At 34.5% G+C, this 14881-nt stretch carries 11 protein-coding genes; 8 read left to right on the forward strand and 3 right to left on the reverse strand.

Annotated features, from left to right (window positions below):
- Positions 1-42: 42 nt before the first annotated feature.
- Positions 43-963: a GYDIA family GHMP kinase gene (locus NWE55_RS09050; protein ID WP_155091011.1), complete on the reverse strand. Its 921-nt coding sequence runs from the start codon at positions 961-963 to the stop codon at positions 43-45.
- Complete coding sequence (locus NWE55_RS09055; RefSeq protein WP_155091010.1) at positions 963-2279, reverse strand: hydroxymethylglutaryl-CoA reductase, degradative; 1317 nt, start codon at positions 2277-2279, stop codon at positions 963-965. Before NWE55_RS09055 ends, NWE55_RS09050 begins: the two co-directional genes overlap by 1 nt.
- A 500-nt stretch (positions 2280-2779) precedes the next feature.
- On the opposite strand from NWE55_RS09055, the gene NWE55_RS09060 reads away from it, so the two are divergent.
- From NWE55_RS09060 to NWE55_RS09075, 4 genes are all read left to right on the forward strand, one after another.
- Complete coding sequence (locus NWE55_RS09060) at positions 2780-4945, forward strand: S9 family peptidase (protein ID WP_155091009.1); 2166 nt, start codon at positions 2780-2782, stop codon at positions 4943-4945.
- A gap of 92 nt (positions 4946-5037) precedes the next feature.
- Positions 5038-6810: a peptide MFS transporter gene (locus NWE55_RS09065; RefSeq protein WP_155091008.1), complete on the forward strand. Its 1773-nt coding sequence runs from the start codon at positions 5038-5040 to the stop codon at positions 6808-6810.
- Between the two features lie 37 nt (positions 6811-6847).
- Entirely contained in the window at positions 6848-8374 is a 1527-nt protein-coding gene (locus tag NWE55_RS09070; RefSeq protein WP_155091007.1) for a peptide MFS transporter, read from the forward strand.
- A gap of 137 nt (positions 8375-8511) precedes the next feature.
- Positions 8512-9240 (forward strand): YqjF family protein, encoded by a 729-nt coding sequence (locus NWE55_RS09075; protein ID WP_155091006.1) that lies wholly within the window; start codon positions 8512-8514, stop codon positions 9238-9240.
- Between the two features lie 79 nt (positions 9241-9319).
- Here NWE55_RS09075 and NWE55_RS09080 read toward each other — a convergent pair whose 3' ends face one another.
- Positions 9320-9868: a hypothetical protein gene (locus NWE55_RS09080; protein ID WP_155091005.1), complete on the reverse strand. Its 549-nt coding sequence runs from the start codon at positions 9866-9868 to the stop codon at positions 9320-9322.
- Positions 9869-9979: 111 nt separating this feature from the next.
- Here NWE55_RS09080 and NWE55_RS09085 point away from each other — a divergent pair, with 111 nt between their 5' ends.
- The 4 genes from NWE55_RS09085 to NWE55_RS09100 all read left to right on the forward strand — a co-directional run bounded on the left by NWE55_RS09085 (position 9980) and on the right by NWE55_RS09100 (position 14845).
- A complete protein-coding gene (locus NWE55_RS09085) occupies positions 9980-11212 on the forward strand; it encodes a BaiN/RdsA family NAD(P)/FAD-dependent oxidoreductase (RefSeq protein ID WP_155091004.1) in 1233 nt (410 codons plus the stop codon).
- The gene (locus NWE55_RS09090) at positions 11202-11681 is read left to right on the forward strand and encodes a PH domain-containing protein (protein ID WP_155091003.1); all 480 of its coding nucleotides are present in this window, start codon (positions 11202-11204) and stop codon (positions 11679-11681) included. Before NWE55_RS09085 ends, NWE55_RS09090 begins: the two co-directional genes overlap by 11 nt.
- A 68-nt stretch (positions 11682-11749) precedes the next feature.
- Complete coding sequence (locus tag NWE55_RS09095) at positions 11750-12421, forward strand: hypothetical protein (protein WP_230381480.1); 672 nt, start codon at positions 11750-11752, stop codon at positions 12419-12421.
- Positions 12422-13759: 1338 nt separating this feature from the next.
- Complete coding sequence (locus tag NWE55_RS09100; RefSeq protein WP_155091002.1) at positions 13760-14845, forward strand: diphosphomevalonate decarboxylase; 1086 nt, start codon at positions 13760-13762, stop codon at positions 14843-14845.
- Positions 14846-14881 lie beyond the last annotated feature (36 nt).

Consider the following 14881-nt stretch of genomic DNA (forward strand, 5'->3'; position numbering starts at 1 on the left):
AGTGTAATTAATCTTTACCAATCTATGTCTATAATTTCTCTATTAAAGAATCATATCACAATAGTTAACTATTGTGTTATACCCTTTCTCTTGAAAGTAATGCTTTGGGTCTTGTTCATGGGCAACTAATACGAAGTCACCTCCCCATCCTCCTAAGCTTTTTATTGAACCCGGAAAGTCGCTGAATAATTCCTGTTTAACAGTAGGTGTGTTTAATACACGACTCATGATGTTTTCGTGTTCTTCAATGAGTGTTTGGAATTTGACAAAAGATTGCGTCGTACTCATTTCTTTACTGATAGCAGAAACTTGATTAATTTCATATGTAAGATTGCCCTTTTTGGAATGAAAATGGGCAATAGCTTCTTTGCTATCTTTCTTTTTATTTAGGTATACAAAATATAAATTGTCAGCAAATATCGGTTTAAAGTCTATTAACTCAACAGTTGGTTGAAGTGGATCTGTAAGCGTATAATATAAGCCTTGATTGTGTTGCGCACAAGCTATATCATATCCACTGCCTCCAAAAGATTCAAAGAGCAATTGGTAAGGATTAATATTAAACCACTGAGCAATATTATTTATCCATGTAGAAGAAGTACCTAGTCCCCAAAGCCTTGGGAAAGTTAACTCTGTAATAACTTCAAACCCAATCTTGTCTTGTGATAGTAACTCACTGTTTTGTTTATGAGCAGCACGTAGAACTTGGAGAAGAGTTTCAAAGTATGTTGAATGATCAGTAGTAGTCGAGTTTGACTTGATGTCAGTAATGCTTATTTCTTCATCTATCCACTTTTTCCCATCGATGTCTAATCCAACCCACTTAATTGTAGGTTTGTTGGTTTGTTTCACAATCATCGATTGCCCAAACTTTGTAGGTAGGGCAAAGGCAAGAGCTCCTTCTAAAACTAAATATTCTCCTGATAACAAGAGTTTTCCGTTGCTGTAAAACCTCTTAGTCATTATTTTCGTAGACTTTCTAATAGTTCAACTACAGCGCTGTGTGATACTACATTCTTTTCAAAATGAGCAACTACTTTTGCGCGTTCTGCATCTGTAGCTTTAAATTGATTAAGGATATTCATTAAGTGCATTTTCATATGACCTTGTTGAATACCTGTAGTAGTCAATGATTTCACAGCTGCAAAATTTTGAGCTAATCCTGCAACAGCGATGACTTGCATTAATTCAGTAGCAGAAGGATTTTGAAGCATAGTAAGTGCTACTTTGACCATTGGGTGTAAAGAAGTCAAACCTCCAACTGTACCTAATGCTAACGGCAAATCTATCCAAAACTTGAATTGGCCATTTTCAATAGAAGCATGAGATAAACTACTGTATCGCCCGTTTCTCGATGCATAGGCATGTACTCCAGCTTCGATAGCTCTAAAGTCATTACCAGTTGCTAATACAACTGCATCAACTCCATTCATAACACCTTTGTTATGAGTGACTGCTCTATAAGGCTCAACTTCTGCTATGCGGACTGCTTGAACAAACTTTTCGGCAAAGAGTTGAGGATCTTTTATATCTTTTCCTTTTAGGTCTTCTATCGGGCAACTTACCTCTGCACGAACAACACAGTTAGGTACGTAATTTGACAGAATACTCATAATTACATCGATAGCCTTTTCTTTTTCTGAAAAGTTTGAATATTGCATTGCCTCATTCTTAAGGGTTTTGGCAATCTGTTCAAGACAAGAGTTGATGAAGTTAGCCCCCATACTGTCTTTTGTTTCAAATGTAACATGTAATTGATAGTAGTTCTCTATATCAGTTGTTTTGTCACGTAACTCAATATTCTTAATTCCGCCCCCTCTTTTTTGCATATTCTGAGTAATTGGTGCGGTATCTTCATAAAATTTGTGTTGGATTGTATTTATGAATTGGGTCAAAAGATCAATATGACCTTTGTATATGAAGTGTACTTGTCCTATTTTTTCTGTGCCAAGTATAGTTGTTTTGAACCCTCCTCTTTCAGACCAAAACTTTGCCGCCTTTGCTGCTGCAGCGACTACGGAACTTTCTTCTATCACCATTGGTATGGTATACCACTTCTCATTTATTTTAAAATTTGGAGCAACTCCAAAGGGAAGGTAGAAGTTAGTAATCGTATTTTCAATAAACTCATCGTGTAATTTTTGTAACTCTTGATCACTATTCCAATATTGTTCAATGATTTCTATTACATCTTGATTATTATTGAAATAGGTGTTTGAGATCCATTTGATCTTATCGTGTTTACTCAATTTGGAGAATCCGTTTATAGTATTGGCCATTTGATTGTCTTATTTTGAAAGGACAAAGATAAAGTATTCTGATAAGGTTAGGAAAAAACTCGCCAGTCAATTCTGTAAATGTGTGTATTGGGTATTTTGATATAGGTGATTTGCGTTTTTCTAATTCCTTGATAGGTAGTGAGCTGAACGATTTTTATTCTGATTTGTTTGACTTTTCTACATGTGCATTAGGATTATATTGTCGTAAATAAGAAGTACGATTAAGCTATTTAACTGATTTTATCTGCATTAAAGCTTTGTAAAAAGCAATGAAGATTATATAGTTTAGCCATTTTTATTTAAGCGTTAACAATAAAGCATAGTTAGTCCGTTTAAAAAACTAAAAAAAGAACTATTAATATTATTTGTTCAAGTTATTGTGAGTTTTAGTGTCAAAAGTGTGTCAATAGAATTAAGCTTTTATTGGTTAATTCCAAAAAAAAGTTGGTGTAAATCAGATTTTTTCATTAAAATTGGAAGTTTTTTCGATTAAATAAATAATGAAACACCTTAACTTTACCCTATTATTTTGTGTTATTGCCTCACAATTTGGGTTCGCTCAAAAACAGATTGAACTTAAAGAAATTTGGAATGGCACATTTCGTACAAAAGTAATGCAGTCAGTCAATGCTATGGCAAATAGCAATCAATATTCCCGTATTGAGCAAGCTGCTAAAGAAATTCAAGAAATCAATTTATACGATTTTCGTACACTTGAAAAGACGAATACAATATTTAATACTCAAGATTTTAAAGAGATTAAAACTATTGATAGTTATGTTTTTGACGATAAAGAAGAACAAATCTTAATCGGTACAAATTCTCAAGCTATCTATCGCAGATCAAGTTTAGCCGATTTTTATTTATATAATACACTGACAAAATCTTTTGTAAAAGTAGCTGAACATGCTATCATGGAACCTACGTTTTCTAAAGATGGAAAGAAGATTGCTTATGCTTACCAGAATAACTTGTTTATTTATGATATAGCAAGTCATAAGTCTACACAAATTACAACTGATGGTCTGAAGAATCACGTTATTAACGGTATCTCGGATTGGGTTTATGAAGAAGAGTTCAGTATTGTAAGAATGTTTGATTGGAGTTTGAACGGAGATAAAATTGCATATGTCAAGTTTGATGAAACTGAGGTTCCTGAATACTCAATGGATGTCTATGGAAATGGATTATATCCTACTCAAGACAAGTTTAAGTACCCAAAAGCAGGTGAAAATAATGCGATTGTATCCTTACACATATATGATTTAAACACAAGTAAGACCTCTCAGGTTGACTTAACTGAGTTTTCGGATTTTTATATACCGAGAATCAAGTGGACAAATGACAATAACTACTTAAGTGTTCAAGTTATTAATCGTCATCAAAATGATTTGAAACTGTTTTTTGTCAATGGAGGAACATTAGAGAAACAACTAATTTTAAATGAAACAGATAAGGCTTATGTAGATGTTCAGACGTTGTCTTTTCAACCCAATAATGACTTTATTTGGCTAAGTGAGAGAGATGGGCATAATCATTTATATCACTATAACAGAGAAGGTAAACTTATCAATCAGATTACTAAGGGAGATTGGGAAGTAACGGATTACTATGGTATTGATGCAAAAAATAAAACATTATTTTTTCAGTCTGTTGAACAAGGATCTATCTATAGAGATATTTACTCTATAAGTCTAAATGGCAAAAATAAAAAGCGTTTAACAAGTGAAGTTGGAACGCATTCTGCTATCTTTAGTCCGAGTTTTGACGTCTTTATCAACACATTTTCATCAAGTGTTAAGGCTCCAAGATATTCGTTGAAAGCTGCACAGACTGGTAAAGTAATTAAAGAAATTCTCAATAATAGTGAGTTGGAATCTAAGGTTGCTGATTACAACTTGCCTAAGAAAGAGTTTGTTCAGATCCCTACAGAAGAAGGGGTGCAATTAAATGCTTGGATTCTAAAACCTTCTGATTTTGATCCAACAAAGCAGTACCCAGTATTTATGTATCAATACAGCGGCCCTGGATCTCAACAGGTTGCAGATAAATGGTTTGATTCGAATGATTATTGGCATGCAATGTTAACTCAAAAAGGGTACATAGTCGTTACAGTAGACGGTAGAGGTACGGGCTTTAGAGGAGCTGACTTTAAGAAGGTTACTCAATTGCAACTTGGTAAGTATGAAGTAGAGGATCAGATTAGTGCTGCAAAATATTTAGGAAAACAGAGCTATGTAGACGAAAGCAGAATTGGAATATGGGGATGGAGTTATGGAGGATTTATGTCATCTAATTGTCTTTTGAAAGGAAATGATACCTTCAAAATGGCAATAGCTGTTGCTCCTGTTATTAATTGGAGATATTACGACAGTATCTATACTGAGCGTTATATGACTACTCCTCAAGAGAACCCAGAAGGGTATGATGACAACTCGCCTTTTACTCATGCGGATAAATTGAAAGGGAAATATCTTTTGATTCATGGTACAGCAGATGATAATGTGCATGTACAGAATGCAATGGCAATGATAGAGACATTGGTGCAAAAGAATAAAGACTTTGACTGGTTAATTTATCCAGATAGAAATCACGGTATATACGGAGGCAATACAAGACTTCAGTTATATACTAAGATGACTAATTTTATTTTGAATAATTTATAATAGAAGTACACCTTAAAAATATATATAACACCAACCAAAAACAACCTTTATAACACGTACTTAATTTTTAAAACAAACTAATAACTTATTAAATGGCAGCAGAAACAGCTACAAACGCAGATCTTTTTAAGTCTAAGGTACTTGGGCATCCAGCAGGTCTGTTCGTTCTGTTCTTTACTGAAATGTGGGAACGATTCTCTTTCTATGGAATGAGAGTTTTATTAATTCAATTTTTAACAGCTAAAGTTATTTTTGGCGATGCATTCTCAGGATGGGGATGGTCAGCAGAACAAGCTGGTGCACTATATGGTACCTATGCTATGTTGTTATATCTTACACCGATTTTGGGTGGAGTTATCGCTGATAAGTATATAGGCTCACGTTGGGCAGTTATAATCGGAGCTATTATCATGACTTTAGGTCATGCATCCATGGCTGCTGAAGGAATATCTAAGCTATGGTTTTTCGTAGGGCTAGCTTGCTTAGTAATTGGTACAGGATTTTTTAAACCTAATATGCCTTCTATCTTAGGAGAAATGTACAAAGCATTACCTGAAAAGAAAGACGCTGCATATACTATATTCTATATGGGTGTAAACTCAGGAGCTTTCTTTGGAATGATGCTATGTGGATATTTAGCCGAAACTGAAGGATGGCATTATGGATTTGGATTAGCAGGTATCTTTATGTTATTAGGTACAATCCAATTCTGGTTAGCGAAACCTTTGTTGGGTGAACTAGGGGAACTTAAAAAAGTAGATAATACAGTAGAGAAAACATCAGAGCAGATCAAAGAAGATCATGACACTAAAAACCCTTACACATTAGTAGATTATATCTTAATCGGTATTGTATCTGTAATCGGTTTATTATATGCTTTCAATGATCCTTTGTCTAAGAACGGAGTACTTGACCTTTTTGCTTTCTTAGATACAGAAACATTAAGAGGACAGAATATCATGGCAATCCTTGCTTTATTGACTTTCTTATATTTGGTTATTTCTCGTATTTTACGATACGGAAAGGTGATTAGAGATAGAATGTTTGCGGTGATTCTATTGGCATTTTTCTTGATGTTCTTCTTCATGAGTTTTGAGCAAGGAGCTACCTCATTGGTACTTGTTGCGAGAGATTATGTGGATAGATCATTAGAAGGAGGAGCTTTATTGGCATTTAATATTATCAATACTTGTTTAACAGTAATTCCATTGCTGATTATCTCTTGGGTATTATTCTTGTTAGCTAAAGCTACTTGGACTAAGATTGCTATGTCAAATATCATTTTATTCATTTGTTTTGCTGGTATTTGGGCGATGGCTATTTATATGTTGAATGCAGAATTCAATAAAGAAGTTTCTGAGATTACTGTATCTTGGTTCTCTATTTTGAACTCATTTTTCATTATATCATTAGCATCTACAGTTTCTAAATTATGGGATTCTAAGTATAATCCATCAGCGGCTTTCAAGTACGGAATAGGGTTAATCTTTGTAGCTATTGGTTTTTTAATTTTAGGATTAGGCTCAATGGGAGCAACAGAAGGAGTAAAAATGTCGATTATATTCCTAATATTAACATACTTATTCCATACCTTAGGGGAATTATTTATCTCTCCGGTAGGGCTATCTTATGTATCTAAATTAGTTCCTGGAAAGATGCTTGCATTCATGTTTGGTATGTGGTATTTAGCACTTGCTATTGCTCAAAAGTTTGCGGCTATCTTAGGAGGACAAATTGAAAATATAAAAGAGGAATATTCGTTGAGTCACTTCTTCTTCTTATTCACTTTAATACCTGCTACAGCTGCTATATTGGTAATGTTAGTGAATCCACTATTGAAAAAACTAATGCACGGTGTTCGTTAAGAACTCCGTGCATTGCACAATATAAATAATTATAAAAATGAGTCAACAACAGACATTAGAGGAGATCCAAAATTTTGAGGGAAAATATCCCAAGCAAATTTGGAGTTTATTCTTCTCAGAAATGTGGGAACGTTTTAGTTTCTATGGTATGAGAGGAATGTTGGTTTTCTTCATGATACACCAACTAGACTTTGCACAAGCACAAGCCAATTTACAATACGGTGCTACTCAAGCATTCGTTTATGCATTCACTTTCTTAGGTGGTATTTTTGCAGATAAGATCTTGGGCTTTAGAAAATCTCTTTTTTGGGGAGGGGCAATGATGATTTTAGGAAGTGTAATTCTTGCTATTGATCCTCATAAGTTCTTCTTTGAAGGTATTGCCTTCACTGTGATTGGTACTGGTTTCTTTAAACCGAATATTTCTACCATGGTAGGGTATTTGTATAAAAAAGGTGATAATCGTACTGATGCTGGTTTCTCATTGTTTTATGCAGGTATTAACTTAGGGGCTCTTATCGGAGGTTATCTGTGTATTGCTATTGGTAAAGGACATATTTTATCAAGCTATATTGATGAAGCGCATCGTTGGAATGTTGCATTTGGATTAGCTGCTTTTGTAATGTTAATCAGTTTAATCAACTTCATCTTTACCAAAAGACATTTAGGTCCAATTGGACTTCAGCCAAAAGAGGTATCAAAAGATGGTCAAGAAAAGAGAATGCCGTTATGGAAGGAAGTGGGGACTTATATATTGACATTTGCTATGGTACCTGTAATTGTGTTCATGATTGACAATACTGAGTATACGGCTTACTTTATGTATACAGTAGGGCCTTTAGCATTATTGTATTTGATCTATGAGATGACAAAATTGACCAATAGTGAGCGTAAAAAGATTATCGCTGCTTTGGTGTTTATTTTCTTCTCAATCTTATTTTTTGGTATTTACGAACAAGCTGGTGGATCGTTAAGTATATTCGCTGCTCAGAATCTTAATTCTGATTTGTTGGGTATGCATTTAGATCCAAATGGTGTGAATAACTCTGGTGGTGCCTTTTTCATCATTTTCATTGCACCGATTTTAGGTTTATTGTGGATATGGTTAGCGAAGAAGGGAATTGAGCCGAATACAGTAGTGAAGTTTGGTCTTGGTTTCGTGCTTTTAGGAGCAGGTTATTACGCTTTATTTGCGACGAGATTATTTGCTGATTTACAAGGTATGACATCTTTAGATTTCTTTACTTTTGCTTTATTAATCATTACACTTGGGGAGTTGTGTTTGTCACCTATTGGTCTTTCGATTATGACTAAATTGTCTACTGCTAATCTACAGGGGATGATGATGGGGATGTGGTTCTTAGCAAGTGCTTATGGTCAGTATATGGCTGGTATCATTGGTGCAGCAATGTCTACTTCTGATACAGAGAATGTATCTAATTACGAAGCTTTAATCGCATATACGGATGGTTACAAGGAGTTAGGACTTTATGCTGTAATCGCCGGGATATTGCTTATTGCTCTTTCTCCACTTATGAAAAAACTTATGCAAGACGTACGATAATAGTTTGTCTATAGTCTATATAGTATAACAAGCCCCTTGGTTTTTCCGAGGGGCTTGTCGTTTTTTATCACTTGTCTTGCAATGGTTATTAGTTGATATTGATTTATTTATGCTTACCTTTAATGTAAAATTTAGCTATGAATAAGATTGAAGATGTACTGCAAAATACTGACCATAGACCCTGGCCGCTACCAGAAGATAAGTGGGTTTACTATCAAGAGTGGAATAGATTGCTCTTTTTGCACTTTGAAGTCCCTTTTGAAGATCTTAGGGAATTGGTACCCGATTGCCTTACTTTAGATGATTTTAACGGTAAGTACTATATCTCTATAGTACCTTTTACTATGGAGAATATTCGCCCTCGCCAACTCCCTTCAGTGGGGTTTATTTCGGACTTTGATGAATTGAATGTGAGAACTTATGTCAAGCATGGTGACAAAGCTGGTGTTTATTTCTTAAATATAGAAGCAGGTAAGCGATTGTCAGCTTTTGTTTCTCGTTTACTATCTGGATTACCGTACGAAAAAGCAAAAATGAAAAGAAGTAAAGGACAATACTTATCTTTAAACGAGGAGAAGAAGTTCTTTCTCAAAGCTAAGTTTATCGTGGGAAAACCAGTTGTGGAGAAGACCGCCTTACAATTATGGTTGACAGAGCGTTATTGTCTGTATATTTATGAAAATGAGGAATTGTTTAGATATGAAATACATCACAAAGAATGGGATATAAAAGAAATTACATTTGAGGATTTGGTGTTTAACTATCGCTTTGGCAATATTCATTTAACGGAGGAAAACTATATCTGTCCCAATTATTCTGATGGAATAGTTGTTGTCTCCTGGGGTAAAGAAAAAGTAGAAATATAAAGGAAGATTCCTATTCGTTATATACAAAATCAGCGACTCTTTTTGGAGTCGCTGATTTGTTATATTGAGCTTTAGGCTATTATCTGACAGGTCTAAGCGTATTGCTAAATGTCACCTTGAAAGGGACTTCTTTGTTTGAATTGTTCTTCATGATATAGATGAACTTAAACATTTTAGCATGATCTGTTTCTATGGTAACCTCTCCTTTTGTATAGCTATCTTTTACGAGAATATCTTTTGTGTTTTCTATTCTTATTGATTTGGCTATACCCGTAGATAAATCACTCATTATCATCGATTTTAAAAATGTTTTGTTCTCATTCTTAATCGTGATATCCTCTCCTTTGAATCCTTGAGTTAGAATTATGACAGAATATTTATCTTCTGTAGCTCTCATTCCCTTTAGATAGTTCTCTTTTGTTTTCTCAGTTACAGAGCGGAAGTCATCTCGGACTTGTGCATAATCTGGTAAATCGATAACATCTTTTTCGTCTGGTAATCGATCTTCGGTCTTAATTTCTTCGATGCGTTCTTCGATTGTTAGGTCTTTGTTAGGAGCTTTAACATGTGATGCCGATTTACACATTGAGAATAAAACAATTAAAGCTAAAAAGGGTAGTTTTTTCATATTCTTAATTTAACGATGATAAGGATGCGATCGTAAGTAAGTATCTTTGTGCAGTAAAGATAAATTATTTTGAAGCATATTAAAAATGCGAATAGTTAAAATTGACAATTGATGAAATACGATGTGATTTTAGTCGGAGGTGGAGCAGCAGGATTTTTTACTGCCATTAATCTTGCAGAACAAAACAAGAAATTGCGTATCGCAATTCTTGAGAGAGGCAAAGAAGTATTGTCAAAAGTGAGAATATCTGGTGGAGGACGATGTAATGTAACACATGCATGTTTTGATCCAAGAGAATTAGTGCAGTTTTATCCCAGAGGTGAAAAAGAACTATTAGGACCTTTTCATCAGTTTTGTTCAGGTGATACTATTAGCTGGTTTGCTGAGCGTGGAGTGAACTTAAAAATTGAAGAAGATGGAAGAATGTTTCCCGATACTGATTCTTCAGAAACGATTATTAACTGTTTTTTAGGTGAAGCTAAGCGCTTGAAAATTGATATTATTACAGGAGTGAGTGTTCAGAGTTTCTTTAAGAAAGAGGACACTTGGAAACTCGATACATCCAAAGGAGGATATGAATGTTGTCATTTAGTAATTACTACAGGTAGCAATCCAAAGATTTGGGGCTTGATGCAAGAGCAAGGGCATAGCATTGTCGAGCCTGTACCTTCTTTGTTTACTTTTAATGTCAAGGATAAACGCATTAAAGATTTAATGGGGATAGCTGTGCCTGCTGAAGTAAAAGTAAAAGGTACTAAGCTTGAAGCAAGTGGTCCCTTATTAATTACACACTGGGGAATGAGTGGCCCTGCAGTTTTGAGATTGTCTGCTTGGGGTGCTCGCATTTTAGCAGATAAAAAGTATCAGTTTTGTATTACTGTGAATTGGGTTCCTCAACACAGTAGAGAATCTATCTTTGAAGATCTACAAGAGGTTCGCAAGGAACAGTCCAAGAAGAATGTCATTAAGCGTGGGCTGTATGATTTGTCAAATAGGTTGTGGGAGCGAATTGTTTTATCTTGTGATATTGCTGAGGATGCAAAGTGGGCTGATCTAAACAATAAACATCTGCAAGTATTATCAGCAGCACTTACTGAGGCTGAGTACCAAGTAAACGGTAAGAGTACCTTTAAAGATGAGTTTGTTACTGCTGGTGGAATTGACTTAAAAGAAATAAATTTCAAAACAATGGAGAGCAGAATACAGGATAATTTATATTTTGCTGGAGAAGTTATGAATATTGACGCTATAACAGGAGGTTTTAATTTCCAAAATGCTTGGACTACTTCTTATATAGCTGCCTTAACTATTGCAAATAAAAATGGAGAATCAGATGAAGTATAATTATTATAATTTCCCAAGTAGAATAGTATTGTTGATTATTAGTATAGGACCATTTCTCGGAATGGGCATTTACTTTTTATTGCAGGGGATTGGTTTTGCGAAAGTTCTTTCAGTTCTTTTATTCTTTTTGTTTGCTGTATTTTTTTATAAGGCATTTTTTATGAATGTGATTATTGATGAAGAAGGAGTTAAGTATCAAAGTCTATTTAGAAAGCAGTCTTTTGAATGGGCAGAACTACACGATGTATTAATCGTAGTTAGACAAAGGCGATCCGTTCCTGATTTCTATAAATTGAATGAGTGGTTCGATGCTGGATATAGTGGTAAAAGCTACTTTTTATTATTTAGAACAACAGATGCTTTTCCTGAGAACCCAATGTTTATGTTTAGCGCTCCGATGAGCTATCATTATATTAGTGTTCAGTATCGAAAAGGAATGGAGAAGATTATAAGAGAAAAGCTTAAATAGAATTTTGTATTATAATTTTATCGATGCAATATTAGTTTTTTTAACTATTTTTATGAAAAAATTAATATATGTTAGATAAAATTAAGTATGCGGCTACCCTCTCTATGTTAGGAGGTGTTAGTTTCTTTAAGTTAGTGCTATTAGGACTTTGTAGTTTGGTAGTGACTTTTTCAGCAGGGTTTTTATTGCTAATTAATGCGTCAAAATATACCTCTCAAAAGGTAGAGTCTGATTTTTTCTTAGTTAGTTTATTTAAACTGTATCCACTTCAAACCCTTTTGTTATTGTTGATTATTGCAAGTGGTTTTGTCTTATTTAGCATTTCTGGTAAATACGCTATGCAAAAAGTTGCAAACAAAATTGTCAATGACAAGGCAGAGACTGCACTTTATCCAGTGCTGGACAAAGTTTTGAACAAGGCATTTGGCGGTATTGGTGAGGAAGAAAAAAGGAATATGTTTCAGAAGGGTGTAGACTTCTCGCTGGTACAAGTTAAAGCAGTTGACGCGGTCAAAAACGAGACTGAGAATAAATGGGTAAGAGGATTGCTTGTTTACGGCTTTGAAAAGTTGAGTATTGACGATATTCCTTTCAATGATCCCAATATTGATATACGGGATATAGTGAAAATTAAGGTTGTTGACTTTATCAAGGAAATGGCTGAACCAAGTAAAGGTTTGTTTTGGTATCTTGTTTTATATCATTGGATTGTATTGGGGATTATTATTTTTACGAGGTAAGACAAGTTAATCTGCAACTATACCTATTTGGTAAAAAAGAGAAGCATACATTACTTATAAAAATATAGAAATACAGCATTTAGTTATTTGCTCTATTCTAATTAGAGACCCTCTATTGCAACGCTGTTAGCTTGTAATAGAGGGTTTTTGTTTAGAGTTATCACAGATGCAAAAATTGGTGGTTCATTTTTTATGCCTTTAGTCTTGTTGCTCAGTCATCTGGTGTCTATTTGATGTGCAAGTTGGAGATTAAAGCGATTTTATATTTGAATCATAGAAAACAGAACTTATTTTAAAAGATAAAATGCTCGTTTACCAGATTGAAGTAAACTGTTTTTTTCTTTTGACTATCTATAAAAGTACTTTCTGTATCGAAAAGAACGCTTTTTCTACTTTGTTTGCAACAGGATTTGTTTTGTTTATAGCGTGGATTTTAAAATTTTTAATGTGTGTTCAATAGAAGAACAGAAAAAAGATTGTAGTCTTTAAGAGATTAATTTATTGGTGTTTGTTTATTCTAAGGAGTGAGTTTTAGCTGATCTATTAATGAAATCATCGAAAATGATGATCAAGTTGACAAATTAAAAAAAGCAGATTTGAATGCCTTATTAGAGGGTCTCGCTTGCACTATCTTCGGGATTCCTTGCGCTTTTCTTGGGGTTTTCTTGCCTAGAGGGCACTTTTCTCGAAGAAAGGTGCAAGAAAGGTGCAAGAAAACCCGAAGCAATACCCAAACACATTGGAACAAAATCATCGGTAGGGAGTCAATAGAGATGTGGAAGTAATAAACTGCTGGCTTGAAATGATTTCACCTTGTTTTGTGTGTTTCTTACACCAGGTTTGATTCTTTTTTTGGTGATTAAAACTCTGGTATTAGTTACACTTGTATCTATTTGTTTCAATACTCCTTTAGCACGCCCATGAGAATGCCATAGAGAGCAATGGCTTGTTGATACATGAACGATACATCGGAGATACGAATAGAAAGAAGCGAATTTTTGTTTTCGCTCTCTTTTTACTTTTGTTAGAAGTATAGTTTCCAGCTAAAGAAAGTTTATTAGTGTTTCTTGTCAAAGAATGAACTGAGTCGAAGTTTTATTTAAGATAGTATTTTAGGTAAGAGTTGCTCTCTAATAGAGATGTGATGTTGAGCTTTACAGGTGTAATTTCAATATTAGATGGGTTTTACGAAGAAAATAGGGATGTGTTAGGAGAATAAAATTGGCAGTTAATAGCGATTATGAGCAAATACAGTTTCACAAAAGCGATTACTTTGTTTGGAATAGGGGGACAATCAAGAAAAGATAGTATTTTTGTCAAGATAGAAATTAAGAAGAAATGAATATAGAAGATTTTATTTTTAATCAAGAAGTAGATAAGTCGACTGCACTACAGGGGACTTTTACATGGAGTGCACCGAGTAATATCGCATTGGTCAAATACTGGGGAAAGATAGGAGATCAGATACCTGCCAATCCTTCTTTGAGCTTTACGCTATCTGAGTGTAAGACGATTACATCTCTTGACTATAGAGTGAAATCTGAGAAGGGGATAAGCTTTGATTTGCTATTTGAAGGTAAGCCCAAAGAGGACTTTAAGCCCAAAGTGCAGAAGTTCTTTGAGCGTATAGTGAAGTATTGCCCTTATATAGAGGATTACCATTTCGCAATTGATACGAAAAATACCTTTCCGCACAGTTCGGGGATAGCGTCATCTGCATCAGGTATGGCTGCATTGGCTGTGAACGTGATGTCATTAGAGAAAGCGTTGAATCCCACTATGACAACTGCATATTTTGATCAAAAGGCGTCTTTTTTGGCGCGATTGGGTTCAGGAAGTGCTTGTAGAAGTATTTCAGGAAGTATCGTTGTATGGGGTGAACAAGCAGAAGTGTCAGGTAGTTCTAACTTGTATGGGGTAGATTTTCCCTATGAAGTACATCCTAAGTTCAAATCCTTTTGCGATGTAATTTTATTAGTTGACAAAGGAGAGAAAAAGGTATCGAGTACAGTTGGTCACAATTTGATGAATAATCATCCTTATGCAGAAAAGCGATTTGAACAAGCTCATGTTAATTTGAGTGAGTTGAAAAAGATTTTGATAGAGGGTAATATTAATGGCTTTGTGTCGTTAGTAGAAAGTGAAGCTTTAACACTTCATGCGATGATGATGACCTCTATGCCTTATTTTATTTTAATGAAGCCAAACACACTTCAGATCATTGAGAAAATATGGGCTTTCAGAGAAAAAACGGCAATACCTGTGTGCTTTACTTTAGATGCTGGGGCAAATGTCCACGTTTTGTTTCCAAAAGAAGATAAAGATTTTGTGATGACTTTTATTAGACAAGAATTGGCTCTTTTATGTCAAAACCAGCAATTTATTGTAGATGAAATTGGTTTTGGCGCAGAACAAATAAAATAATTTTGTATCTTTATGTAATGGTATATTTATTGCCTA

This window comes from Myroides albus (genome assembly GCF_024722315.1).
In the GTDB taxonomy this organism is placed as follows: domain Bacteria; phylum Bacteroidota; class Bacteroidia; order Flavobacteriales; family Flavobacteriaceae; genus Flavobacterium; species Flavobacterium album_A.